Genomic DNA, 26,198 nt, shown 5'->3' with positions numbered 1-26,198 from the left:
TCATTACACCATTTAAACCGCCGACGGGCGGTTTTTTATTGTCTGATACCTGCTAACTCATTGACCTACCAGTAGCTTCCTGCCTTTGATTACTCCTGCCTATCGTTATGATTAATACGTGTTGTTATCAAAACGTTACATGGCGTTTGTGTTATCTTTAAATAACACCTCAGAAATCACCCTGGTTTGACATAATAAAAAATGGAGGAGCTATGTCGTCCGATCTTCGCAAAACGAGTATGGATAAGCTGGTAGCACTGGGTAGTGAGTATCACTATTACAGTTTGCCACTGGCGGCCAGACAGTTAGGGGATATTGACCGGCTGCCGAAATCGATGAAAGTGTTACTGGAAAACCTGTTGCGCCATGTGGATGGTGATACGGTACAGGTTGACGATCTGAAGGCGATCGTAGGCTGGTTGCAAACCGGTCATGCCGATCGTGAAATTGCTTATCGCCCGGCGCGGGTGCTGATGCAGGACTTCACCGGCGTGCCTGCCGTGGTGGATTTGGCGGCAATGCGAGAGGCCGTTCTGCGCCTGGGCGGGAAAGTCGATCAGGTGAATCCGCTGTCACCGGTCGATCTGGTCATTGACCACTCGGTTACCGTCGATGAGTTTGGTGACGATGACGCCTTTGGCGAAAACGTGCGCATCGAAATGGAGCGCAACCACGAGCGCTACACCTTCCTGCGCTGGGGGCAAAAGGCCTTCAACCGCTTCCGCGTGGTGCCACCCGGCACCGGCATCTGCCATCAGGTGAACCTGGAGTATCTGGGGCAAACCGTTTGGCATACCGAAGAGAACGGCCAACGCATCGCTTACCCCGATACCCTGGTGGGGACCGACTCCCACACCACCATGATTAACGGCCTTGGTATTCTGGGCTGGGGCGTTGGCGGTATTGAGGCCGAAGCTGCCATGTTGGGCCAGCCGGTCTCCATGCTGATCCCGGATGTGGTGGGCTTTAAACTCAGCGGTAAGTTATCCGAGGGTATTACAGCCACCGACTTGGTGCTCACCGTTACCCAAATGCTGCGTAAGCACGGCGTCGTCGGTAAGTTTGTTGAATTTTATGGTGATGGGTTGGCTGATTTGCCGTTGGCAGACCGGGCAACCATTGCCAACATGTCGCCAGAGTTCGGGGCAACCTGTGGCTTCTTCCCGGTGGATGACGTGACGCTGGGCTACCTGCAGTTAAGTGGTCGTAGCGCTGAGCAGATCGCATTGGTGGAAGCCTATGCCAAGGCTCAGGGGATGTGGCGTAATCCAGGCGATGAACCGGTGTTTACCAGCACGCTGTCGCTGGATATGTCAACGGTTGAGGCAAGCCTGGCAGGGCCGAAACGCCCGCAGGACCGCGTCGCGCTGCCGCAGGTGCCAACAGCATTCACCGCCGCGACCGAGTTGGAAATTGGCGGTCAGAAAGATAAGCAGGAAGTGAAAAGCTTCACGCTGGGTGGCAAAAACCTGGAGCTAAATACCGGCGCGGTGGTGATCGCAGCCATTACCTCCTGTACCAATACCTCCAACCCGAGCGTGATGATGGCCGCTGGCCTGTTGGCCAAAAAGGCCGTTGAAAAGGGCTTGAAGACTAAACCTTGGGTAAAAACCTCACTGGCACCGGGTTCCAAAGTGGTGACCGAATACTTCGATCGCGCCAAACTGACGCCATACCTGGAGCAATTGGGCTTTAACCTGGTTGGCTACGGTTGTACGACCTGTATTGGTAACTCTGGCCCGTTGCCTGAACCGATTGAGCAGGCGATCAAGGAAGGGGATCTCACCGTAGGGGCCGTGCTGTCCGGTAACCGTAACTTTGAAGGGCGCATCCATCCGTTGGTAAAAACCAACTGGCTTGCTTCGCCGCCACTGGTGGTTGCCTATGCGCTGGCAGGTAACATGAAGGTTGATCTGACCAAAGATGCGTTGGGCGAAGGCCACGACGGCAAACCGGTCTATCTGAAGGATATCTGGCCTACCAGCCAGGAGATTGCCCAAGCCGTAGCAGAAGTCAGCACCGAAATGTTCCATAAGGAATATGGTGCAGTGTTTGATGGCGATGCCAGTTGGCAAGCGATCCAGGTGACCGGTTCCGCGACCTACGAATGGCAAGCCGATTCTACCTATATTCGCCATCCACCATTCTTCAGTACCATGAAAGCGCAACCGGACCCGGTGCAGGATATTCACGGCGCACGTATTCTGGCAATCCTGGCAGACTCGGTGACCACTGACCATATCTCGCCTGCGGGTAACATCAAGCGCGACAGCCCGGCGGGGCGTTATCTGAGCGAGCGTGGTGTCGAGGTGAAAGAGTTCAACTCTTACGGTTCGCGCCGCGGTAACCACGAAGTGATGATGCGGGGCACCTTCGCCAACATCCGTATCCGTAACGAAATGGTTCCGGGCGTGGAGGGGGGGTATACCCGCCATCTGCCTTCGCAGAATCAGATGGCGATCTATGATGCCGCCATGCAGTATCAGCAGGAGCAGGTGCCACTGGCGGTGATCGCCGGTAAAGAGTATGGCTCCGGCTCCAGCCGCGACTGGGCAGCCAAAGGCCCTCGTTTATTGGGGGTACGAGTGGTGATCGCGGAATCCTTTGAGCGTATCCACCGTTCCAACCTGATCGGTATGGGCATCTTGCCGCTGGAATTCCCGCAGGGAATAACGCGCAAAACGCTGGGTTTGACGGGGGAGGAACTGATTGACGTGAGTGGTTTGCAGGCGTTGCAACCCGGCCAGACGGTTCCGGTTAATATCACCTATGCCGATGGCCGGAAGGTGGTGGTGAATACCCGTTGCCGCATTGATACCGGCAATGAGCTGACTTATTACCAGAACGACGGCATTCTGCACTACGTTATCCGTAAAATGCTGTAGAGAGAACAAGGGCGCCAAAAGGCGCCCTTGTTGCTATTTTTTGTCCAGCAAGTGGCCCATTTTAGCGGCCTTGGTGGCCAGATAACGCTCGTTCTTCGGGTTACGGCCAACGATCAATGGCACGCGCTCGGAGATATTAATGCCCGCTTCGCTCAGGATCTTGACCTTCTTCGGATTATTGGTCAGCAGGCGCACCGCATCCACCCCCAGCAGTTTGAACATATCGGAGCACAGTGTGAAGTCTCGCTCATCGGCGGCAAAGCCTAGCTGATGGTTGGCTTCCACCGTGTCCGCCCCTTTATCCTGCAAGGCATAGGCGCGTATCTTGTTCAACAGACCGATATTACGGCCTTCCTGGCGGTGGTACAGCAGAATGCCACGGCCTTCCTCGGCGATCTGTTCCAACGCGGCTTCCAGTTGAAAACCGCAGTCACAGCGCAGGCTGAACAGCGCATCACCGGTCAGACATTCGGAATGAACCCGTGAGAGGACCGGTGTTTCGCCGGTAATATCGCCGAAAACCAGTGCCAGATGATCGTGCCCGGTGGCCAGTTCTTCGAACCCCACCATCAGAAAATCACCCCATGGTGTTGGCAGTTTGGCTTCCGCCACACGTTTAAGCTGCATGTCACTCTCCAAAAACACTACCTGTCAAATCGCTGCGTGCATCCTACGACTGGAACAGGGGACTGACCAGCATTAAAACAGACGGCGACGATCGCTATTTCATACATTAGTGGCTATTTTGCCATAACTTCTGGCCGAGTGGTGCTCAGCAAAGCAGCATCCGGCGTTTTACCGCCCCTATTGCTACAATAGGTGAGTTATCTGCCTAATTTCTCTTGTTTTGCTGGGTTAGCAAGATTGTTACACTGCGGGTTAACCACAGCGGAAGGATAATGGGATGTTAAAGATAGCAAAACGCACGGCGGGCGGAGCGATTGTGCTGATGTTGTTGCCCCTCGCGGTCTGGCTTTTTGGCTGGCACTGGCAACCCGGCGGTAATGACGGCCTGTTAAAAGCGCTGTTCTGGGTGACGGAAACTGTCACTGCGCCCTGGGGGATCCTTACCAGCCTGATGCTGTCGGCCTGGTTTCTGTGGTGTTTACGCTTTCGGCTGAAAGCGGCGGTGGGGTTGTTCATCCTGCTGTCTGCGGCAGTCGGAATTGGTCAGGCGGTCAAATCCGCCATCAAAGAGCAGGTGCAGGCACCTCGGCCGTTTGTCATATGGCTGGAGTCGACCCATCAGATTGATGAAAAATACTTCTACTCGTTGGACAGAAAGCAGCGTAGCGCCTTGGTCAAAGAGCAGTTGCAGGGCCAGGCGCTGGTGCCTGAATGGCTGAGCAAACACTGGCAGTTTGAGACCGGCTTTTCGTTCCCTTCAGGCCACACGATGTTTGCCGCTACGTGGGCATTGCTGGGGGTCGGGTTACTGTGGCCACGGAGGCACTTTAAAACCGTAGCGGTACTGATGGTTTGGGCATTTGGCGTGATGGGAAGCCGCCTGATGCTCGGCATGCATTGGCCGCGGGATCTGGCGATGGCGATTGTCATTAGCTGGCTGCTGGTTACCCTGGCAAGTTGGCTGACTCAGCGTTGGTTTGGGCCACTCACCATTCCCCCGCAGGAGCAGCAGGAAATCGGCGAGCGGGAACGCGATAAGTGATTTCGCACGGAAGGTGATGAAAATTTATCGTGACGTTGTCACCAATCGCGGCTCCAACTCGGGGCCGCGTCAACGCTGGTTTTTACCCTGCATTGCAATCTGTTCTTTCGCCCCCATATCTTATCAAACCCGTGTTTTTGAGAAGCTTTCTCATTAATTTGCTCAGGCGCTGCATTTCTTGCTGAATATCCCAGCAGATCTACGGTTTTATCGTCTGCCAGGGTTTCCCTGCTACGACGGGAAATGCTAACTTAAGTCATAGGGACGCCACTTAGCGGCAATTACCCGTGGGCTGCAAACCCTGTATTGGGTTCCGGTTTGTGGCCTTGAGGGTAGAGTTCATCCGATTCACTCGGCATTGCGGGAAAGAATGTGAAATATTTACTGATTTTTTTATTGGTTCTGGTGATATTCGTGGCTTCAGTCACGCTGGGCGCGCATAACGACCAGGTGGTGACGTTTAACTATTTGGTTGCTCAGGGCGAATATCCGGTATCAACCCTGTTGGCCACCCTGTTTGGTGCTGGCTTTGTGCTGGGTTGGATTATTTGTGGGTTATTTTATCTGCGCACACGTATCGCTCTTGGGCGTGCAGAGCGGAAAATCAAAAGGCTGGAACTGCAACTCGAAGCACCTGTCGAGCCGGCACCGTTGCCCGCAGTCAGCAAGGAATAACCTGTTATGTTAGAGCTGCTGTTTCTGTTGCTGCCTGTAGCTGCCGCGTACGGTTGGTACATGGGGCGCAGAAGTGCTCAGCAGGATAAACAACAGGAAGCCAACCGCCTGTCGCGTGAATACGTGGCTGGGGTTAACTTCCTGCTTTCCAACCAGCAGGACAAAGCGGTCGATCTGTTTCTCGACATGTTGAAAGAGGACAGCAATACCGTTGAAGCCCATCTGACATTGGGCAATCTGTTCCGTTCTCGTGGTGAGGTCGATCGCGCCATCCGCATCCATCAGGCCTTGATGGAAAGCGCTTCTCTAACCTTCGAACAGCGTCTGCTGGCGATACAGCAACTGGGGCGTGACTATATGGCCGCCGGGTTGTATGACCGCGCCGAAGACATGTTCAGCCAGTTAATCAATGAAGAAGACTTCCGTGTTTCCGCGCTGCAGCAATTACTGGTGATCCACCAGGCCACCAGCGACTGGCAGAAAGCCATCGAAGTTGCAGAAAAACTGGTCAAGCTGGGTAAGGAAAAGCAGCGCGTCGAGATCGCACATTTTTATTGTGAGCTGGCCCTGCAGGCGATGGGCAGCGACGATCTGGATAAGGCGATGAGCCTGCTCAAGCGCGCGGCCTCGGCGGATAAACAGTGCGCTCGCGTGTCGATCATGGTTGGGCGTATCTTCATGGCGCAAGAGGAGTATGCCAAGGCGATAGAAACGCTGACGCGCGTATTGGATCAAGACAAGGAGTTGGTCAGTGAAGCGTTGCCGATGCTGCAGGAATGCTACCAGCACTTGCCTCAACAAGAGCAAGACTGGGCAGACTTCCTCAAACGTTGTGTGGCGGAGAATACCGGTGCCACGGCGGAATTGATGCTGGCGGAAGTGATCGAGCAGAAGGAAGGGAGCGATGTGGTGCAGGTGTATATCAATCGCCAGTTGCAGCGCCATCCGACCATGCGCGTGTTTTATCGCCTGATGGATTATCATCTGGCTGATGCAGAAGACGGGCGCGCCAAAGAAAGCCTGCTGTTGCTGCGGGATATGGTGGGCGAGCAGATCCGCACCAAACCACGCTACCGCTGCCACAAATGCGGCTTTACCGCCCATTCACTTTACTGGCATTGCCCTTCGTGCCGGGCCTGGTCTTCGGTTAAACCTATACGCGGGCTAGATGGGCAATAATTGCGCCTCATCCCAACTCGGTCGGTTCCCTCTCCCTGTGGGAGAGGGGTAGCACTGAGTTAATGCTCATCGCCTACAAATTCATTTAGCCTTATTTTTTCTTGCTGCCTTTCGCGCCGCCTTTCAGCAGTTGGCGCAGCTTCTTCAGCTCTTTCTGGCTAAGAGGTTGTTCAACTTCCTCTTCGGTACCTTGATTATCAATATCGTCATGATGCAACGGAGCCACTTTCTTGTTGGCTTTGGCCGGGACTTCGAAGCTATGTTCCAGCCGTTGGCAAACCTCCGCACTCAATGAAAGCTGGTTTTCCAAGGCAATCGCCTTGATTTGCTCTTTCAGTGCCAGAGGGATCTTGATGGTAAGTGTCGATATCTCGCTCATTTTGCTGCCTTTTACGCGGGAGGTTACCATCAAGCTAAGTCAGCCGTGCAGATCTGTCTAGTGTGTAATAAAAATTTAATAAATTTGTAACATAAGTGAGCTATACAAACGCGCCACGCTTTCCTCATTTTTCTGGTCGAGATACTATGAGCCATGACTGAACCCGATCTCAATTTACTCATCGCCCTTGATGCGTTGCTTGCTGAAGTCAGCGTGGCTGGTGCTGCGCGTCGTCTTGGTTTAAGCGCTTCGGCCATGAGCCGCACGCTCACCCGGCTACGCACCGTTACCGAAGATCCCTTGTTGGTGCGCGCCGGGCGGCACATGGTGTTGACGCCATATGCCGAGGAGCTTCGTGAACGCACGCAAAATGCCGTATTTGCGGCGCGTTCGGTGCTGCGTCCTTCAGCCACAGAATTGAACCTCGCCACGTTGGAGCGAACTTTTTATTATTCGTGCCAATGAGGGGTTTGTGGAGGCATTTGGAGCTTCACTGATTGCGGCCGCGGCGAAGGCAGCGCCTTTAGTGCGCCTGCGTTTTTCGCCCAAGCCAGAGAAAACCTCAAAGCATCTGCGTGAAGGTCTGGTCGATCTTGAGATTGGTGTTTTGGGAACCATGGGGCCGGAAATACGCCTGCAGGCGCTGTTCAGGGATCGCTTCGTTGGCGTGGTAAGAGCGGGGCATCCGCTGACGCGGGAATTCGAGGTGACGGCCAGCCAGTATGCCGCTTTGGGCCACGTTGTCGCTTCCCGACGGGAGCACACCTATGGGCCGGTAGACGAAGCATTGGCTGAACTAGGTTTGCGGCGCAACATTGCCGCCATGGTGCCGAGTTTTCCAGCTGCCTTGGCCGTAGCTCAGGAATCTGATCTGGTGGCGTTGGTGCCTGCCTCATTCCTGATCAATCAACCGGTGACCAATATTGATGGGGGCGTAGCGACACTCTGGGCTTTTGAACTGCCGGTAACCACCAGCCCGATTACGATATCGCAGCTGTGGCACCCACGTGCCGAGGCGGATCCGGCTCATCGTTGGCTGCGGCAATTGGTACTGAATGTCTGCCGCAAGTTGGTACCAGAATAAAAACAGGTGAGGTGTGGTGTCGTAGAGGATGGGCGCCGAATGCAGCGCCCGTTCAGATAATCTAGAGGGTGGCTCGAACTTATTTATAGATAACCGCGTTGCCATGCAGCATGTTGTTACCACCGGCGGCGACAATGCGGTAGCTGCTAGCGCCTTGGGCTTCGGCTTTGGCCGCCAGTTTGGCTTCCAGGCTGCTCAATGTGGTGGCTCCACCAGCAGAAACTACGCCAACTTCTGTCAGTTTCTGTGCCTGTTGCTGGCTGACCGGCTCAGCGGCAACGCTGGCAAATGAGGTTAGGGCCAGAACGGTAGCTGCTGCAAAATATTTGATGCCTTTCATGAGTATCTCCAATTTAGTTTTGAGGGTGAAAGTGTTTCCGCTTTCGATGTCTTGAATAATAGAGCATTTATAAACGGATGAAATCGGATAGGCTTGAGTATGTTAATCAAATTATTTGATTAACAATTTACGCTTCTTTACCGCGTTTTACTCACCCTGAGTTAAGGGCGTAGGGGGTTATTGACAGTCGATGACCAACGCTGCGTTAACATTACGTAACGGCAACGGGTTGCGTGACTGGGATTTCCGCTGTCTGGCATGTAGAATGCGGCGGTCAGTTTTGCTGGCGGCTTACTCATCATGTCCATTTCACACAAGGTAGAAGCTATGAAGTCTGAAAATAATTCAAATAACAATGACTTAAAATCATCGCCCATCATCGTGGCATTGGATTACGCTGACCGTTCCGCCGCATTGGCCTTTGCCGACCGCATCGATCCGCAAGATTGTCGGCTAAAAGTGGGTAAAGAGATGTTCACCCTGTTCGGGCCTGAGATCGTTCGCGATCTGCATCAGCGCGGATTTGAGGTTTTCCTCGATTTGAAATTCCACGATATTCCTAACACCACGGCACATGCCGTAGCCGCTGCGGCGGAGTTGGGCGTATGGATGGTGAACGTACATGCCAGCGGTGGTGCTCGCATGATGAACGCGGCCAAAGAGGCGCTGCTGCCTTATGGCGCGGATGCACCGCTATTGATTGCCGTAACCGTTCTCACCAGTATGGAGGCGGAAGATCTGCGCGCTATTGGTATCGAACTCAGCCCGGCAGAGCAGGCGGAAAGATTGGCTCGCCTGACGCGAGATTGTGGCCTGGACGGCGTGGTCTGTTCTGCACAGGAAGCTTCACGCCTGAAAGCTGCCTGTGGCAATCAGTTCCAACTGGTTACTCCAGGTATTCGCCCTGAAGGCAGTGCCGCTGGCGACCAGCGCCGCGTAATGACGCCGGTGCAGGCCCTGGCCGCTGGAGTTGATTATATGGTGATTGGCCGTCCGATTACGCAATCCGCCGATCCAGCGGCAGCGCTCAGCGCTATTCGAGCCTCATTGGCGTAAGGAACCCAGCATGAATGATGATAATAGCCGCCTGGTGTACTCCACCGACAGCGGGCGTATCAAGCAGGAAGAAGTCAAGCCAGAGCGCGCCAAAGGCGATGGCATCGTGCGTATTCAACGCCAGACCAGCGGCAGAAAAGGCAAGGGGGTTTGCCTGATCACCGGTGTCGATCTGGATGATGCGGCACTGGATAAACTGGCTGCTGAACTGAAAAAGAAATGCGGCTGTGGCGGCTCGGTGAAGGATGGCGTGATCGAGATCCAGGGCGACAAACGGGACCTGCTTAAGCAACTGTTGGAAGCCAAGGGGATGAAGGTAAAACTGGCTGGTGGTTAATCATACGGATAAACGCTGCCGTAGTGAGGTTACTGCGGCAGCGCTCGTAAAAACAACGTGTGAATAGACCTGAAAGTATTTTCGATTAGACGTCAAAGCGTAAAGCTTTTGCTAGCCTATTGGCAGAGGTATCGGCAAGCCGTGGCTTATTTGCTCACCTGGTGACCGATGATGCCACCAACAGCGGCACCGCCGACGGTCCCCAACGCGCTACCGTTAGTCAGCACTGCACCACCTACCGCACCTGCACCGGCACCAATCGCCGTGTTGCGGTCACGTTTAGACATATTCGAACAGGCACTCAGCGACAGGGCCAGGGTAATCACCACGGCGGCGGTGGCAAAACGTTGATTAATGATCATAATGAGTTCTCCTTAGCATCGGCTATATGGAACTACTTTGCTGGCTTAGTACAGCTTTAGTATAGGCAGTAATCAGCAAACTGGCCTGGCGCTGCCTTCCAGACAACCTTGAAATAAAAAATGGCATTTATTGCACAAAATAGGGCAATTAAAAAATCAGGGCGGTTTTTTCGCCTTGTTTCAGTATAAATCTCTGACGGGGGATAAATAGGGAAATAGTCTTAATTTAGCCCGGGTCGGCAGGCGATTATTCCGAATCAGCCGGCACACATCTTTGTGTATCCAGCAGAACTCTACGTGGTCTTTAGCGATCTATCCCATACCGCCCAGTGGCATGCCTGCTGACAATAGTCGCAGACCAAGCCACAAGGACAAGATCATGCTCAACGAACTGAAACAACAGGTGCTGGAAGCCAACCTTCAACTTCCGCGCCATCATCTGGTGACCTTTACCTGGGGCAATGTCAGCGCCGTAGACCGCCAGCAGGGGCTGATGGTGATCAAACCTTCCGGCGTTGAGTATGATGCCATGACCCGTGACGATATGGTGGTGGTGGAACTGGAGAGCGGCAAGGTGGTGGAGGGGAGTAAAAAGCCTTCTTCCGATACGGATACCCACCGGGTACTGTACCTGAACTTTGCTGACGCGGGTGGGATCGTTCACACCCACTCGCGCCATGCCACCATTTGGGCACAGGCCGGGTTAGCGATCCCGGCGTGGGGAACGACACATGCAGACTACTTCTATGGTGATATTCCCTGTACCAGGCTAATGCGGGACGAAGAGATCAACGGCCGTTATGAATGGGAAACCGGGCAGGTGATCGTCGAAACCTTCAAAGAGCGCGGGTTGGATGCTGCCCAGATACCGGCGGTGCTGGTGCATTCCCATGGCCCATTTGCCTGGGGCAAAGACGCTGACAGCGCTGTACATAATGCCGTCGTATTGGAAGAGTTGGCTTATATGGGGATCTTCTCGCGCCAGTTAGCGCCTGGGTTGGGCAATATGCAGCAGACCCTGCTGGACAAGCACTATCTGCGCAAGCACGGTGCGCATGCCTACTACGGGCAGTAACCTTACCACGGGGCCGAAGGGCCCCGTAGCCGTTATTCGTTAACCAGATCCAACTTGATACCTTGCCGTTTGAGCAATTGCTGGTAGTCGTTGGCGATACGTGAATCGGTGATCACCCGCCCAATCTGGCTCATTGGTTCCAATGGATTAGGTTGGATCTGGCCAAATTTTGACGAGTCGGTCAGCACAATGTTCTCTACGCCTTTGGCTAATACCGCATTGACCACGTCGGCACGCATCATATCCCGGCCGGTGAAGCCGGTTTCCGCGTGATAGCCATCCACCCCGATAAACGCCTTGCTGAAGTGCACCTGCTGGATACACAGGCGGGTTAACGGGCCAACCACGGTTTCACTCTTTTTCTGATACATGCCGCCGAGTACGATCACATCGCAGTCGGTCTCTTTAAGCAGATGGGCGATGTAATGGCTGACGGTGATCAGCGTAACGCGCTTGCGCTCGGCCAGATAGCGGGCTAGTAAGGCGTTGGCACTACCGCTCTCGATAAAGATGGTTTCGCCATCGTTGACCAGCGATGCAGCATATTGTGCCAGCTTCTGCTTAAGCGTGAAGTTGGACATCATGCGGGCATCAACGTCGTCGCTTTCCAGCGCAACGGCAGAACCGTGAACGCGTTTCAGATAGCTGCGTTTTTCTAACAGATTGAGATCCTGACGGATCGTCACCTCAGAAACGCCAGAGGCGCGCGCCAGCTCGCCAACGCTGATGCGCCTGCGGTCATTCACCAACTGCAAAATGGTTTGTTGTCTTGAATTCATAGCGGCCTGATAGGCGGCCACCAAAGGGTGACCGCAACGATTCACTGGTTAAAGAGTATGTTCGGTACGCGCGATAATGTCATCCTGCGCATCTGGGGATAATGCGGTAAAGAAGGCAGAATATCCAGCTACGCGTACCACTAAATCGCGATATTGGTCAGGATGTTGCTTGGCGGCCAACAGCGTTTCCCGTGACACAATATTATACTGCACGTGCCAGCCATGGTAAGCCTCGAAGAAAGTGCGCAGCATCAGCATCAGTTTTTCGCGGTCACGCGGGTTCTCGAGCGTTGACGGGTTCAGCTTCTGGTTCAGCAACACGCCACCCAGAATCGACTCGGTGGGCAGTTTGCTCAGCGAGTTGAACACCGCCGTTGGGCCTAGATGGTCGGTGCCGGAGGCCGGGCTAGCCCCTTCTGCCAATGGCGTATGCGCTTTACGGCCGTCTGGAGTAGCCATGGTGGCAGCACCAAACGGGACGTTGGCCGAAATGGAGGAGGTGCCCGCATAGTAGGTACCACCGATCGGGCCACGGCCAAAGCGGGTGTTGTGATACTGCTTCAGTTCGTCGATATAGGTCTGATAGGCACGTACCAGCAGTTGATCGACATCATCCACATCGTTGCCGTATTTTGGTGCCGCGTTGATCAAGCGTTGGCGCAGTTGTTCGCCGTCCAGGCCAGCAAAATCGTTAGCAAGAGCCTGAGCCAGCTGTTGCTGACCAATAATTCCCTGATCGAACACCAGCTTGCGTACCGCTTCCAGGCTGTTACCCAGGTTGGCGATCCCAACCTGCAGGCCGGACACCCAGTCATATTTCGCACCGCCTTGTTTGACGCTCTTGCCGCGCTCGATGCAATCATCCACCAAGGCCGAGCACACGATGTCGTGGGCATTTTCTTCCAGTACGGTATCGACTACGCACTCAATCTCAATCGATTTGCGGGTGTAATAGCGGATCTGCGTATCCCAGGCCTCCAGCACCTGGTCAAACTGGCTAAAGTTGCCCTGAGACAGTCCCAGCTCCTGCGGTAGGAAAATCTTGCCGGAGGTGGCGTCGCGCCCTTGCTCCAGTGCTGCCAACATCACGCGGGCAAAGTTGATAAAGCTCATCCCGGTACAGCGATAGCCCCACTTGCCGCCAACGGCGGTTTCGATACAACCGATAGCGGCGTAATCGTAGGCATCCTGTGGTTCGACGCCCAGCTTGATAAACTCGGGGATCACGATCTCATCGTTGTTAAACGCCGGCATGCCGAAGCCGCAGCGGATCACCTGCACGCAGGCGTCGAGGAAATCATTACTGATCCCGGCGTGATACCGCACGCTGAGGTTAGGCTGCGTTGAACGCAGACGGCCACAGGATTCCAGAATGGTGTAAGAGAGTGGGTTGACCGCGTCACAAGGCTGGCCATTGACCAACTTCTGGCCGCCGATGGTGACGTTCTGGTACAGCGGGCTACCGGCGGAAGCTTTGGAGTGCGAGCCGGAGCGGATCTTGTTCACTTCCAGCAATTTCAGCCAGCAGCTGTGCAGCATTTCGATGGCTTTTTCGCGCGGCAGGCTTTGCTCCAACTCCACGTCACGGCGATACCAAGGATACAGATATTGGTCGAGGCGGCCAAAGGATACGGAGTGACCGTTGGATTCGATCTGCAGGAACAGCTGAATGAAGTAACACAGTTGCAGCGCCTGCCAGAAGGTCTGTGGCGGTTGATGGGCGATCAGTTCGCAGTTGGCCGCCATGGTTAACAGTTCTTCACGCCGCCAGATGCGTTGCTCTTCCTGGGCCATTTCACGGGCCAACTGGGCAAAGCGCAGGATATGCTCGCTGAGGGCGTCTAGCGAGATGTCGATGGCCTTGAGGAACTGTTCCTTATGCAGGTCGTCCCAGTCCGTCAGGTGCAGGCGCTCACGGCGCTCAGCCACTTTCTCACGCAGGCCATCCAGACCTTTTTCCAGCAACAGCGGGAAGTTGACCGCCAGGTGCGCATCGCCAGACGTCATGTTACCTTCGGCCTTGATGATCCCAGTAGCCAACAGGGCTTTCTGCTCATCGGTGAACATACCGTAGCAGCGATCCTGCACGGTCTGACCACGCCACCATGGACACAGGGTGTGCAATATCTTTTTATCCTGTTCGCTGACGGAGAAACCAGCGCCGGGGCGATCGGCCAACTCGTCAATTTCGCTTTCGATCCAACTGACGGTGTATTCCGGGAAGATCGGCGCGGCGCGAAGCTGGCTAGCCTGGTTACCGATAATCAGCTCATCATTCTTGATCCAGATGCTCCGTTTGGCCAAGTGGTTAGCCAACGCCATGGCACGCCTTACCGGCAGCGGCTTATCCTGATGCTGCTGGTATGTTTCGGTGTAGTGCTGGGCGCGTTCGGTGCAGACCGGTGGCTTGACGATATGGATCAGCGCGTTTTTATGCGCTAGCGTGCGTTCGGTCAGGGTAGTCAGATCCAGCGTTGTCATGGTGTTATCCTCGCAAAATGGCGGTCAGACCTTTGGCGCTGGCGTAATCTTCGGCATAGGCCAGCAGTTCGGGGTCGTCTAGTGGGGTACGGGAAGCGTAGTAAGGCGCGCCGAGCAGATGGTATTTATTCATCCCCAGCGTGTGGTACGGTAAAAAATGGATCTCTTTGACGCCGATCTCATCGGCAGCAAAGTCGGTAATGGCGCGGATCGAGTCGCGATCGGCGTTGAATTCGGGGATTAACGGCACCCGCACGGTGATCTGAGTGCCAGCGGCGGCCAAGCGGCGAAAGTTATCCATCACCCGTTTGGCGGAGCCTTCGGTCCATTGCTTGAAGCGAACCTGGTCGACGTGCTTCAGATCTGCCAGCATCAGATCTAGCCAGGGCAGAGATGGCTCGATATAGGACCAAGGCGTATGCAGGCAAGATTCTACAGCGGTATGGATACCGGCCTCGCGCCCGCGTTTGAGCAGTTCAGCCGCAACCTCTGGCTGCATAAACGGCTCACCGCCGGACAGCGTCAGGCCACCGCCGGTACGCAAATAGTAAGGTTTATCGCGCATCACTTCGGCCATTACCGCATCAAGGTCGAGCGCCGTACCGCAGACGCTCAGCGCCCCGGTTGGGCAACAGCCGTTTAATGCGTCATAATCGGCGGCAGTGAGTAATGAACGTTGCAGGCTCAGAGTCTTGTCGTCGACGCGGGTGATCGCGTGCGGGCAACTCTCACTGCACAGGGTACAGGCCGCCAGACACAGGCGCTCGTCAAACAGCAGCTCCTGCTGGCGCGAACGGCTTTCCGGGTTCTGGCACCAGCGGCAGCCAAGTGAGCAGCCCTTAAGGAATACCACGCTGCGGATGCCTGGGCCGTCATGTGTTGAGTAGCGCTGTAGATTGAAAAGCATTCGTCACCTGCGAAGTCCAAAATCTTCTTACGTAAATTAAATAGGTTTCGAATGAAAGTTGATTTGATTTTAATCAAATGATAAGGGCTTTTTTCGCTTATTATGTTCAGAGTTTGAATCTGCCCACAAAAGAATCAGGAGAAGGTTATGGAACTGTATCTCGATACTGCCGACGTCAGCGCAGTGAAACGTTTGGCGCGCGTCTTGCCGCTGCACGGTGTGACCACCAACCCAAGCATTGTTGCCAAAGAAGGCAAGCCGATCTGGGAGGTTCTCCCGGCCTTGCGTGATGCGTTAGGCGGTACCGGCAAGCTGTTTGCCCAGGTGATGGCCAACGACGCGGAACGTATGGTTGCCGAAGCCGTCCTGCTGAGTCAACGCGTGCCGGGCCTGGTAGTGAAGATCCCCACCACCGCAGAGGGGCTGGCGGCAATCAAGAAGCTGAAATCCATGTCGATCCCAACCTTGGGTACCGCCGTTTACGGCGCTGGTCAGGGGCTGCTGGCGGCGTTGGCCGGGGCAGAGTATGTAGCACCTTACGTTAACCGTTTGGACGCACAGGGTGGCGACGGCGTTGAAATGGTGCACGAGTTGCAACAGCTGTTATCGCTGCATGCTCCTCATGCCAAGGTGCTGGCGGCCAGCTTCAAAACGCCACGTCAGGCGTTGGAGTGTCTGTTGGCAGGCTGTCAGTCGATCACTTTACCGGTGGATGTGGCAGAACAGTTTATTTCCACCCCGGCGGTTCAGGCGGCGGTAGAGAAGTTTGAACAGGATTGGCTGGGGGCTTTCGGCACGACGCTGATCAGCTAAAGTGCATTGAAAAGGGCGGCACCTGGCCGCCCTTGCAGGCATTCGATGAGCCAGTTTCAACCGGCTCATCCTGTAGGGCACCCGTTCAGTTAGATACGCCCGGTTTCCTCACGCAACACGATCGTGCTTTCACGTACCGTAGGCGTTTTGGAACTCAACGCGCGGCGCACCACGAAGAAGGCCGAAACCAGCATCGTCACCGCAACCAGCATAAAGAAGGCGCACAACGCGGCGTTAATCTGATTGGCAAACACGATGGTCTGCATATCCGCAATGGATTTGGCCGGGGCGATAACCGTGTTCGATTCAATCCCGGCAGAGAATTTCTTCGCCTGCGCCAGGAAGCCGATGCTGGGTTTCTCATGGAAAATCTTCTGCCAGCCCGCCGTCATTGAGGTGATAAACAGCCAGATCGTGGGCAGTATGGTCACCCAGGCGTAACGCTGTTTCTTCATTTTGAACAGCACCACGGTGCCCAGGATTAGCGCCATTGAAGCCAACATCTGGTTACCAATGCCGAACAGCGGCCACAGCGTATTGATCCCACCTAACGGGTCAACGACGCCCTGATAAACGAAGAAGCCCCAACCGGCGACGGCCACGGTGGAGCCGGCCAGGTTGCCGAACCAGGAACGGTTGTTCGCCAAGCGCGGAACGGCGACGCCAACCAGATCCTGCACCATAAAGCGACAGGCACGGGTGCCCGCATCCACCGCTGTGAGGATAAACAGAGCTTCAAACAGGATGGCAAAGTGATACCAGAAGGCCATCATCGCCCGGCTGTTAAACACCTCGCTAATGATATGGGCCATGCCGACGGCAAAGGTTGGTGCGCCACCCGCCCTGGACAGCACCGACTTCTCGCCCACATCATGGGCAATCTGCGTCAGCGTTTCCGGAGTGACCATAAAGCCCCAACTGTTGATCATCTGCGATGCGCTCTCCACCGTGGTGCCGATCAGCGCCGCCGGTGAGTTCATTGCAAAGTAGACGCCTGGGTCGATCACTGAAGCGCAAATCAGCGCCATGATGGCCACGAAGGACTCCATCAGCATGCCGCCGTAGCCAATAAAGCGGATATGGCTCTCACGCTCAACCAGCTTCGGTGTGGTGCCACTGGAGACCAGGGCGTGGAACCCGGAAATCGCGCCACAGGCAATGGTGATAAACAGGAACGGGAACAGTGAACCGGCAAACACCGGGCCGCTGCCATCGATAAAGCGTGACACCGCCGGCATTCTCATTTCCGGCATCGCGAACACGATGCCTACCGCCAGCCCCACGATCACACCGATTTTCAGGAAGGTAGAAAGATAGTCACGCGGAGCCAGCAGCAACCACACCGGCAGCACCGAGGCGACAAAACCATAAATCACCAGCACCCAGGTCAGGGTGGTGCCGTGCAGGGTAAAGAACGGCCCCCAGTATGGGTGCATGGCGATATTACCCCCGTAGACGATCGCCATCATCATCAGCACAAAGCCGATCAGCGAAACCTCGGCAATCTTGCCTGGGCGGATAAAGCGCATGTAAACGCCCATAAACAGCGCAATCGGGATGGTGGCAGCAATGGTGAAGAGACCCCAAGGGCTGTCTGCCAGCGCTTTAACGACCACCAACGCCAGCGCCGAGAGGATGATGATCATCACCCCAAGTGCGCCCAGCATGGTTACCACACCGGCAAAAGCGCCTAACTCCTGCTTGGCCATTTCCCCCAGCGAGCGTCCGTCGCGGCGAGTGGAAATAAAGAGGATCAGGAAATCTTGCACCGCACCAGCCAGCATCACCCCAACCAATATCCAGATGGTGCCAGGCAGGAAGCCCATCTGCGCTGCCAGGATAGGCCCTACCAGCGGGCCAGCACCGGCAATGGCGGCAAAGTGGTGACCAAACAGCACCCATTTGTTGGTGGGGACATAGTCCAGGCCATCGTTATGGCGCTCCGCTGGCGTTAACCGACGGTCATCGAGTTCAAAGACGTTCTTGGCAATAAACCGGCTATAGAAGCGGTAGGCAATGCTGTAGCAGGCGACGGAGGCCACCACCAGCCAGACAGCGTTGACGTGCTCCCCGCGGCTCAAAGCCAGCATGCCAAAAGCGAAGGCACCGACCAGCGCCACCGCGAGCCAGATGATGGCCGACTTGACGTTTTTCATGTTCCGCAACTCCTTGTTGTGCAGAGGTAGAAAGGTGATTTTTTTAGTTTGTGAGTACGTCAAAAAGTTAACGACTCATTAAACGTAGGAGGTTTAAACGCGGGCGGTGGCTGGTCGGATCAGAAATGTGAACTCAGTTGGAGTTTGCTGAAAGAAGCGTGCCATACGGGGGCAGAATAGGTTATTGCAGGCATAAAAAAGGCGATACCGAAGTATCGCCTTGATCGAACAAGGATAACGTTAGGCCACCGGTCTGGCGATTACGCTACGGGTTTCCATACGCACTTCGGCAATGTTCACTTGCAAACTATCGCTTTGGCGATAGATGACTTCGCCCTTCACCTGCACGGTGCCGGTCTCTTGGCTACACACCATCTCGTCGCGAACCGCGTGGATGAACGGGGCAGGGATAAAGGCCATCGCGCCGTTGTCCAGCAGGCGTACGCGCAGGCCACCGCGGGTTACGTCGATGATCTCGGCGTTGAAGCGCTCATCGGTTCCAGCTTTATCCTTGAGGAAACGGGCATACAACCAGTCACCAACGTCTCGCTCTGCCATGCGGTTCAAACGGCGGCGCTCGGTCAGTTGCACGGTGACATCGTCCTGCGGTTTTTCCGCCGCCTGCTCGCTGATAATGGCTTTCAGCAGACGATGGTTGACCATATCGCCATACTTACGGATCGGAGAGGTCCAGGTGGCGTACGCCTCCAGCCCCAGACCGAAGTGCGGGCCAGGCGTGGTGCTGATCTCGGCAAAGGTCTGGAAGCGGCGGATGCGGCTGTCCAGGAACTGGGTTGGCTGCGAGTCGAGGTGACGGCGCAGTTCACAGAATCCTTCCAGGGTCAGCAGCTTCTCGGCATCGGCTTCAACGCCGTTGGCCTGCAACACGGTAACCGCCTGCTCAACCAGGGCGGGATCAAAGCCGTTATGCACGTTATAGATGCCAAAGCCCAGACGATCGCGCAGCACCAGCGCGGCACAGACGTTGGCGGCGATCATGCACTCTTCAACGATACGGTTGGCGGTACGACGCTGTTCGGTAACAATGTCCAGCACTTCGCCTTTCTCGCCGAGGACAAAGCGGTAGTCAGGGCGATCCTTGAACACCAGCGCATGCTGATGGCGCCAGGCGCTGCGTGCATCGCAAACCTGTTTAAGCAAAGTGATCTGCTGTGCGATGCTCTCGCTCGGTGGCTGCCAGCCAGCGACGCCGTCCAGCCAGTCAGAAACCTCGTCATAAACCAGTTTGGCTTTGGACTCGATTTCGGCGGCGAAGAAATGGATATCGTTGCCCAGTGCACCGTCTGCGGCGATAGTCACGCGGCAAGCCAGCACCGAGCGGCGCTCATTTGGACGCAGCGAGCACAGGTTGTCGGATAGATCGCGTGGCAACATCGGAATATTGAAGCCCGGCAGGTAGTTGGTGAACGCGCGCTTGCGGGCGATATCATCCAGTTTGCTGCCTTGCTCGACATAGGCGGTAGGATCGGCAATGGCGATGGTCAACAGCAGCGAGCCGTCACCGTTGTCTTGCACGTGCAGCGCATCGTCCATATCTTCGGTGCTGGCGCTATCAATGGTGACGAAGTCCAGCGCGGTCAGGTCCTCACGGACCAGCGAAGTCTCTTGTTCGGAGATCGTGACCATGTCTGGTGCTTCTTTTTCAAGATTATGGCGAGCCAGCGTGACCCACCACGGCGCGAAGTGATCTTCACCGTCGGTGATGAACTGAGTCAGATCGGCATTGAAAGTGCGGTCGCCTTTCAGCGGATGACGGCGCATTTCTGCGACGGCCCAGTCACCGGCCTGGAAGTTATGGGTCACATCACGCGCCGGACGGCATGGGATCGCGTCTTTCAGCAACGGATGATCGGGGATAATCGACAGGCGATCGTCTTTTTTCTGCACCCGGCCAACAAAACGCGACAGGAAAGGCTCAACCAGGTTTTCCGGTTCAGCGATTTCGCGCTCTTTTTCGGTATGCAGGGTGGCGACGATACGATCCCCATGCATGACTTTTTTCATGTACGGCGGCGGAATAAAGTAACTTTTCTGCCCGTCGACTTCTAAAAAGCCAAAACCTTTCTCAGTCCCTTTTACTACGCCTTCAACACGCGGGGTTTGAGAGTGAAGTTGCTGTTTAAGCTGCGCCAGCAGCGGGTTATCTTGAAACATATCGTCCAGTGAATGGGTTGTGAGTGGCAAGATTTGCGGCTGACAGTTTTACGCGAATCACTCCTTGCGGGCAAGCCAAACGTCACGCTTTTCCGACGATGGCTCGCGATAATTATGCAGTCCGCAAGAAAAAGCCGTAGTGCAAAGGCCGTGGGTGTTACCTTCATCAGACTACTAAGGGTAAGGAGGGAGCATGAGAGTACAAGAATCAATCCAATCAGGGTTCGGTAAGTTAACTACCGCTGTTGATGTTCTTTCCGGTCTTAATCTCAAGGGTAAGACGGCGCTAATTACTGGCGGGCACTCAGGCTTGGGTTTGGAAGCGACTAAAGCGCTTTCTTCCGCAGGTGTGCACGTTTTTGTGGCTGCTCGCAACGTCGATAACGCAGCAAAAGCGCTCAATGAGCTTGCCAATATTACACTATTGCCACTCGAGCTTTCAGACCTTTTATCGGTTAGAAATCTGGCCTCTATCATTGCTGCTAACGGCTATGCCTTTGACTATGTCATTTGCAATGCAGGTATTATGGCCTGTCCAGAACGTCGAGTCGGCCCGGGGTGGGAATGCCAGTTTGCAACCAACCACGTTGGACACTATGTTCTGGTAAATCTCATTTGGAATAACATACGTCCCGGCGGCAGGGTGGTTTGCGTTTCATCCGCTGGCCATCATAATTCACCCATCCGATGGGACGATATTCAGTTTACTAAAGGTTACGACAAATGGCTCGCATATGGTCAGTCAAAAACGGCCAATATTCTATTTGCGCTTCAACTGGATAATTATGGTAAAAGTCGGGATATTCATGCTTTCTCACTGCACCCAGGTAAAATATTCACACCACTGCAGCGTCACCTGACAAATGAGGAAATGATCGGAGAAGGTTGGCTGGATTTGGAGGGTAACCCCATCGATCCCAGTTTTAAGTCCCCAGCACAAGGGGCTGCCACTGAGGTATGGGCCGCTACAAGTCCTTTGCTGGACGGTCTTGGAGGACTTTACTGTGAGGATTGTGATGTAGCCGGTCTGGCATCTGATTATGATGAGCCATTTGTGGGCGTTTGCGAATATGCGATTGATCCTGCAGAGGCATTAAAATTATGGTCCTTCACGGCCAAGCTTACCGGCGTGAATGCATTCCCTGAGCGTTAGCTGTTGTGTCATTTAAAAATGAACATTTTCAGTCTCAACCATCTGATGAAGTAGGGTTGAGACTGAGTATCTAGAACTTTTCTTAATAGACTAAACAATACGCAATGTAGGTGTCTGAGCGCAGCGGCGGATGGCGACGGGAATCGATTTGGAGGTCGGCGTGCCGGTGCCATCACCAAAACTGGCCAGCGGCACCAGCGGGTTGGTTTCAGGATAGTAGGCTGCCAGATTACCGCGTGGGATATCGTAGCTGACCAGCTTGAAACCGCTGACCTTTCTGGTTATGCCATCGTTCCATAAGGTTTCGATTTCCACCAACTCTCCATCTTGCAGGCCAAGATCGGCCAAATCTTCAGGGTGAATAAACAGCACCTCGCGCTGGCCGTAAACGCCGCGATAGCGATCGTCCAGTCCATAGATGGTGGTGTTGTACTGATCGTGTGAACGCAGGGTTTGCAGCACGAACGGTGCTTTTTCCGCCCCGATTTGCGGGAACAATGTATCGGGTAGCGGAGCGGCACTGAACTCGGCTTTGCCGCTTTGAGTTGCAAAGCGCAATTCGGCAGCGGCGTTGCCCAGATAGAACCCTCCTGGTTGCTCACAGCGCTGGTTAAAATCGTCAAAGCCGGGAATGGTGGCCTGGATATGCTGGCGGATCAGTGAATAATCGTCGGCCAGCTCCAGCCAATCCAACTTTTGGTTGCCCAGCACCGCGTCGGCAATGCCGCAGACAATCGCGGTTTCAGAACGCTGGGTGTCTGTCAGCGGTTTGCCGATGCCCTCGGAAGCGTGCACCATGCTGAAGGAATCTTCCACCGTGATGTATTGCGGGCCGCTGGCCTGCATATCCAACTCGGTACGCCCCAGCGTCGGCAAGATCAAAGCATCTTTACCGGTGATCAGGTGGCTGCGGTTCAGCTTGGTGCTGATATGCACCGTCAAATCACAACGGCGCAAGGCTTGAGCGGTACGCTCGGTATCCGGTGCCGCTGCTGCAAGGTTGCCTCCAAGCGCAATCAGCACCTTGACCTCACCCCGCAGCATCGCTTCAATGGCTTCGACCGTATTGTGGCCCATCTCGCGGCGGGGGCTAAAGCCAAAATGCTGCTCCAAACTATCCAGCAGCGCCTTGGGTGCTTTTTCATCGATGCCCATGGTGCGGTTGCCTTGCACGTTGCTGTGGCCGCGTACCGGGCACAGGCCCGCGCCTGGTTTGCCCAACTGGCCGAACAACAACTGCAGGTTGGTGATCTCGCGCACCGTTGGTACAGAGTGCTTATGCTGCGTGACGCCCATCGCCCAGGTGCAGATAACACGCTTTGCGCCTTGGTAAATCGCAGCCGCATGGCGCAGTTGGGTTTCACTCAACCCGGATTGCGTGGTGATTTGTTGCCATGAGGTGGCATCCACCTGAGCCAGATACTCTTCGATGCCCACACAATGCCGATCGATAAACGGCTGGTCGAACAGACCTGGCTCATTGGCGGCTATCCGCTGGCGGTGGGTTTCCAGTAGCGCCTTCACCATGCCGCGCACCGCCGCCATATCGCCACCCAGGTTGGGCTGGAAGTAGGCCGAACTGATAGGAGAGGACTTGGGCGTCAGCATCTGGATCGGGTTTTGCGGGTCGGCAAACCTTTCCAACCCTCGTTCGCGTAGGGTATTGAAACTGACGATACGCGCGCCGCGGCTGGCCGCGTGTTTTAAGCTGTGCAGCATGCGTGGATGGTTGGTACCGGGGTTCTGGCCAAACACAAAAATCGCGTCGGCATGCTCGAAGTCATCCATACGGATGGTGCCTTTGCCGACGCCGATGCTCTGCTTGAGGCCAACGCCACTGGCTTCGTGGCACATATTGGAACAGTCCGGGAAGTTGCTGGTGCCCAGCATCCGGCCAAACAGCTGATAAAGGTAGGAGGCTTCATTGCTGGCGCGGCCTGAGGTGTACAGCTCAATCTGGTTAGGGTTATCCATTGCCTGGATATGGCTGGCGATAAGTTTTAAGGCATCCGGCCAGGTGATGGGCTGATAGCGATCGGTTTTGGCGTCGTAGCGCATCGGGTGTGTCAACCGGCCTTGATACTCCAGAAAGTAGTCGCTTTGCTCACGCAGGGTACTGACGCTGTGGGCCGCAAAGAAGGCCGGTTCAACCGCATTGCGAGTGGCTTCCCAACTGACGGCTTTGGCTCCGTTCTCGCAGAAGCTGAAAGTGCTGTGGTTGTCATCACCCCAGGCACAGCCGGGGCAGTCGAAACCACGCGCCTTGTTAACGCGCATCAGGTTGCGCAGATTTTTCAGCGCCTGTTTGCTGTCGAACACATAGCGGGTGGTGGCTTCTAATGAGCCCCAGCCGCCCGCCGCGCCGCGATAAGGCTTGATTGACGGTTTAAATTTCATGATTTTCTTCGCAGGTGATTAATGTAGCTAAAAGGTAAATGCTTTTTTAAGCATTTTGAGTATTTATGTGGCAAGTCTAGGGGGGGAAAGGCCAGGCGTCTAATCGAATAGAGCAATGATGGGATAGACGACACTTATCGCCGCTGCCAGCAAGGCTGTAGCAAATGATATACTTCACGCAGAAACCATTTTCCGGGCCAATACATGGATATTAAGCAACTGATCTACCTGTGTAATCTTGAGCGGGAACGCCATTTTGGCCGCGCCGCAGAGGCCAGCTTTGTCAGCCAGCCGACCTTATCCATGCGGCTGAAAAACCTGGAAAAAGAACTAGGTGTCTCGCTGATCAACCGTGGCAACAATTTTGAGGGCTTCACCGCAGAAGGTGAGCGGGTCTTGGCCTGGGCACGGGAAATTGTTTCCGTTTATCAGGGGCTGAAGCTGGAAGTGGAGTCGCTGAAACACGGGTTGAACGGGACGTTGCGTATCGGCACCGTGCCGCAGTGCAGTATTTCGTTAGCGCAGATGTTGAAGGCGGTCAGTGAGCGTTACCCGCAGTTGGACTATCGCGTAGCGGTATTGAGCGCCGATCAGTTGTTGGAAGCGCTGACTGCGCACACGGTGGATATCGGCATCGGTTTCTTTGAGTTACCAACGCTCAAGGAACTGCATTTTCAGTCGCAGTCTTTGGCTGACAGCGGCATTGACCTGGTATTTCATCCGCAGCATTTCCCTGAGCTGGTGGGGGAAAGCCCACTCACGCTGGCAGCCGTGGCGGAGTTGCCATTATGCCTGGCAGAGCCGACGCGTTACTTCCGCCGTTACCTGGATCAACAATTTCGTGAGGTGGGCTTGACGCAGCATACCCGGATGGAAACCACCTCGATCTTCCAACTGCTACAGGGGATTTTTGTCGGCTTGGGTTGCGGGTTATTCCCCGGAGGTAACTTGCAGATGGAAATGATGCCGCAGCTGCAACGGCGCAGCGTTGCCATTGCGCCGATGTCTCGTCATGCCGCCTTGGTGATCGCCGAGCCAGCAAGGGCCACGCCGCTGGCGCAACACTTTTTTGATGCGGCTCAGGCTTGGTTACTGAACTAGATCGGCTGCCACCGTATCGCCAAGACTGTAACGCAGCCGGTTTTCCCAAGCGTACAGCGCGCTGGTTAAAATCACGTCCAATGCCTGCGACCGATCCAGCCCGCTGTTGAGCAGCGGCTGCACGCTTTGTGCCGTGAATTTCTCAGGCGTTCGCGTCAGCTCGGCCGTCACGCCTATCACGGCTGCGGTCACCGGATCGCCGGCAACCTCAAGCGCGTTATCAATCCCAGCCACTAATGCCAGTGCCAACTCCCGATCGGCAATGTTATTGGCTAGCGTGGCGGCACAATAATGGCTGCCATTAATACGTGATGTCACCAGAGCAACCAAAGCCTTCAGGCGTGGGGATAGCCCGTCAGCGTGGTGGGTAATACTGTTAAATACCGCATTGCGCTCATGCAGGGCAGGCGCGTCGTGGGCTAACAGCAAGTAATAAGACTCGCTGCGGGCGTCCGGGTGGCTTTGGTCCAGAATGTCGAGCTGCCGAGCCTGGGCCTGCTCGACTACGATCTCCGGCAGGCGAGTTTGCCATAAGCGTGTCGCACAGGAAAATCCTGCCGCGTTGGCATCTTCGATTTGAGGGAAACCTGGTAACACCACGGCGGGTCTGCCTGCCAGCGCTGCAATACCGGCGACCACCCGTGCCTGATAGCTAACGAAACCGATGATTTGCGAAAACGTCACAATATCTTGCGTGCTCAGGCCAACTTCGCCGAGCTGTTGTAACGCCTTGGGGCAAATCAGTGTAGGTTGGCTGGCGAGTTGGCGGGCGTATTGGGTGATTTGTGCCAGGCGGACATTGCTTTCCCGCGTAGCATCCGGGCTGTCCAGAGGGGCGAGGCGAGCAGCGTAATGGCTACAAAGCGATTGCACGCCGGTGACCTGTGCCACCGTCAAGGCCGTCGACAGACGATCGTAAGGTGACAACGTCACTTCTCGCGAAACGCTGACCCGATCGGGGAACAGTACTGGATAGCAGGCCGAAGACGCGGTAAAAACGTCAATACGATCGCTGAGGGCGGCATTCAATCCCTCGTCGGTAAATGAGCCCAGGCCTAACAAAAAACGCTCCCGCAAGCTTGCTGCGGCAGGCTCAAGTGGCGAACTGTCGCCTGAGCTTCGCTGGGTTTCGTGGTACCACTGGAAAGGGGTTAGGCGATGTTCCATCGGATAAAATCCTTCATCAATACAACAA

21 protein-coding genes and 1 pseudogene are annotated in these 26,198 nt (G+C 55.1%); 11 read left to right on the top strand and 11 right to left on the bottom strand.

All coding sequences use genetic code 11. The features are described 5' to 3' along the window. Window positions 1-212 precede the first annotated feature (212 nt). On the top strand, window positions 213-2,885 hold the full coding sequence (acnA, locus tag N6G83_RS35220) for an aconitate hydratase AcnA (RefSeq protein WP_211136047.1): 2,673 nt from the start codon (window positions 213-215) through the stop codon (window positions 2,883-2,885). 33 nt (window positions 2,886-2,918) lie between these two features. On the opposite strand, the gene ribA is transcribed toward acnA, so the two are convergent. Then, window positions 2,919-3,512, bottom strand: coding sequence for a GTP cyclohydrolase II (ribA, locus tag N6G83_RS35215; RefSeq protein ID WP_065685705.1), 594 nt, complete (start codon window positions 3,510-3,512; stop codon window positions 2,919-2,921). A 277-nt stretch (window positions 3,513-3,789) separates the two neighbouring features. Here ribA and pgpB point away from each other — a divergent pair, with 277 nt between their 5' ends. The 3 genes from pgpB (at window position 3,790) to lapB (ending at window position 6,408) form a co-directional block, all read left to right on the top strand. Continuing rightward, the gene (gene pgpB, locus N6G83_RS35210; protein WP_199061755.1) at window positions 3,790-4,554 is read left to right on the top strand and encodes a phosphatidylglycerophosphatase B; all 765 of its coding nucleotides are present in this window, start codon (window positions 3,790-3,792) and stop codon (window positions 4,552-4,554) included. 372 nt (window positions 4,555-4,926) lie between these two features. Continuing rightward, window positions 4,927-5,229: a LapA family protein gene (locus tag N6G83_RS35205; RefSeq protein WP_024486501.1), complete on the top strand. Its 303-nt coding sequence runs from the start codon at window positions 4,927-4,929 to the stop codon at window positions 5,227-5,229. 6 nt (window positions 5,230-5,235) lie between these two features. After that, complete coding sequence (gene lapB, locus N6G83_RS35200) at window positions 5,236-6,408, top strand: lipopolysaccharide assembly protein LapB (RefSeq protein WP_211136048.1); 1,173 nt, start codon at window positions 5,236-5,238, stop codon at window positions 6,406-6,408. Window positions 6,409-6,499: 91 nt separating this feature from the next. On the opposite strand, the gene N6G83_RS35195 is transcribed toward lapB, so the two are convergent. Next, window positions 6,500-6,787, bottom strand: a complete 288-nt coding sequence (locus N6G83_RS35195) for an Arc family DNA-binding protein (protein ID WP_074029387.1) — start codon at window positions 6,785-6,787, stop codon at window positions 6,500-6,502. A 153-nt stretch (window positions 6,788-6,940) separates the two neighbouring features. On the opposite strand from N6G83_RS35195, the pseudogene N6G83_RS35190 reads away from it, so the two are divergent. Beyond that, window positions 6,941-7,871, top strand: a pseudogene (locus N6G83_RS35190) (LysR family transcriptional regulator). 79 nt (window positions 7,872-7,950) lie between these two features. On the opposite strand, the gene bhsA reads toward N6G83_RS35190, so the two are convergent. Beyond that, entirely contained in the window at window positions 7,951-8,211 is a 261-nt protein-coding gene (gene bhsA, locus N6G83_RS35185; RefSeq protein WP_024529278.1) for a multiple stress resistance protein BhsA, read from the bottom strand. A gap of 327 nt (window positions 8,212-8,538) precedes the next feature. Here bhsA and pyrF point away from each other — a divergent pair, with 327 nt between their 5' ends. After that, window positions 8,539-9,267, top strand: coding sequence for an orotidine-5'-phosphate decarboxylase (gene pyrF / locus N6G83_RS35180; RefSeq protein WP_024487003.1), 729 nt, complete (start codon window positions 8,539-8,541; stop codon window positions 9,265-9,267). A 10-nt stretch (window positions 9,268-9,277) separates the two neighbouring features. Continuing rightward, window positions 9,278-9,604 (top strand): stress response translation initiation inhibitor YciH, encoded by a 327-nt coding sequence (gene yciH, locus N6G83_RS35175; protein ID WP_211136049.1) that lies wholly within the window; start codon window positions 9,278-9,280, stop codon window positions 9,602-9,604. 146 nt (window positions 9,605-9,750) lie between these two features. Here the strand turns inward: yciH and osmB are convergent, their stop codons facing one another. Then, the gene (gene osmB, locus N6G83_RS35170) at window positions 9,751-9,969 is read right to left on the bottom strand and encodes an osmotically-inducible lipoprotein OsmB (protein ID WP_024529280.1); all 219 of its coding nucleotides are present in this window, start codon (window positions 9,967-9,969) and stop codon (window positions 9,751-9,753) included. 376 nt (window positions 9,970-10,345) lie between these two features. On the opposite strand from osmB, the gene araD reads away from it, so the two are divergent. Next, window positions 10,346-11,041, top strand: coding sequence for an L-ribulose-5-phosphate 4-epimerase (gene araD / locus N6G83_RS35165; RefSeq protein WP_024529281.1), 696 nt, complete (start codon window positions 10,346-10,348; stop codon window positions 11,039-11,041). A gap of 32 nt (window positions 11,042-11,073) precedes the next feature. Here araD and N6G83_RS35160 read toward each other — a convergent pair whose 3' ends face one another. The 3 genes from N6G83_RS35160 to N6G83_RS35150 are packed head-to-tail and all read right to left on the bottom strand — an operon-like array spanning window position 11,074 to window position 15,208. Further along, window positions 11,074-11,820, bottom strand: coding sequence for a DNA-binding transcriptional regulator YciT (locus N6G83_RS35160; protein ID WP_024529282.1), 747 nt, complete (start codon window positions 11,818-11,820; stop codon window positions 11,074-11,076). 48 nt (window positions 11,821-11,868) lie between these two features. Then, a complete protein-coding gene (locus N6G83_RS35155; RefSeq protein WP_024529283.1) occupies window positions 11,869-14,301 on the bottom strand; it encodes a formate C-acetyltransferase/glycerol dehydratase family glycyl radical enzyme in 2,433 nt (810 codons plus the stop codon). Between the two features lie 4 nt (window positions 14,302-14,305). After that, window positions 14,306-15,208: a glycyl-radical enzyme activating protein gene (locus N6G83_RS35150; protein WP_024529284.1), complete on the bottom strand. Its 903-nt coding sequence runs from the start codon at window positions 15,206-15,208 to the stop codon at window positions 14,306-14,308. A gap of 147 nt (window positions 15,209-15,355) precedes the next feature. On the opposite strand from N6G83_RS35150, the gene fsa reads away from it, so the two are divergent. Then, window positions 15,356-16,021: a fructose-6-phosphate aldolase gene (gene fsa / locus N6G83_RS35145; RefSeq protein WP_024529285.1), complete on the top strand. Its 666-nt coding sequence runs from the start codon at window positions 15,356-15,358 to the stop codon at window positions 16,019-16,021. Window positions 16,022-16,110: 89 nt separating this feature from the next. On the opposite strand, the gene N6G83_RS35140 is transcribed toward fsa, so the two are convergent. Continuing rightward, on the bottom strand, window positions 16,111-18,177 hold the full coding sequence (locus N6G83_RS35140; protein WP_211136050.1) for a carbon starvation CstA family protein: 2,067 nt from the start codon (window positions 18,175-18,177) through the stop codon (window positions 16,111-16,113). A 240-nt stretch (window positions 18,178-18,417) separates the two neighbouring features. Beyond that, window positions 18,418-20,352 carry an exoribonuclease II gene (locus tag N6G83_RS35135; protein WP_211136051.1) on the bottom strand — a complete coding sequence of 645 codons (1,935 nt, stop codon included), beginning with the start codon at window positions 20,350-20,352 and terminating at the stop codon, window positions 18,418-18,420. Window positions 20,353-20,545: 193 nt separating this feature from the next. On the opposite strand from N6G83_RS35135, the gene N6G83_RS35130 reads away from it, so the two are divergent. Next, window positions 20,546-21,505, top strand: a complete 960-nt coding sequence (locus tag N6G83_RS35130) for an oxidoreductase (protein ID WP_024529288.1) — start codon at window positions 20,546-20,548, stop codon at window positions 21,503-21,505. 90 nt (window positions 21,506-21,595) lie between these two features. Here N6G83_RS35130 and N6G83_RS35125 read toward each other — a convergent pair whose 3' ends face one another. Next, entirely contained in the window at window positions 21,596-23,902 is a 2,307-nt protein-coding gene (locus N6G83_RS35125; protein WP_211136052.1) for an FdhF/YdeP family oxidoreductase, read from the bottom strand. A gap of 204 nt (window positions 23,903-24,106) precedes the next feature. Here N6G83_RS35125 and N6G83_RS35120 point away from each other — a divergent pair, with 204 nt between their 5' ends. Continuing rightward, complete coding sequence (locus N6G83_RS35120) at window positions 24,107-25,003, top strand: LysR family transcriptional regulator (RefSeq protein ID WP_260524112.1); 897 nt, start codon at window positions 24,107-24,109, stop codon at window positions 25,001-25,003. Here N6G83_RS35120 and N6G83_RS35115 read toward each other — a convergent pair. Beyond that, complete coding sequence (locus N6G83_RS35115) at window positions 24,992-26,170, bottom strand: peroxidase-related enzyme (RefSeq protein WP_260524111.1); 1,179 nt, start codon at window positions 26,168-26,170, stop codon at window positions 24,992-24,994. The two genes, N6G83_RS35120 and N6G83_RS35115, sit on opposite strands and share 12 nt — an antisense overlap. Window positions 26,171-26,198: the final 28 nt, after the last annotated feature.

Source organism: Serratia sp. PL7, from assembly GCF_945957435.1.
Note: the sequence above shows the minus strand (reverse complement) of the source record. Positions and strands in the feature narration are given on the sequence as shown.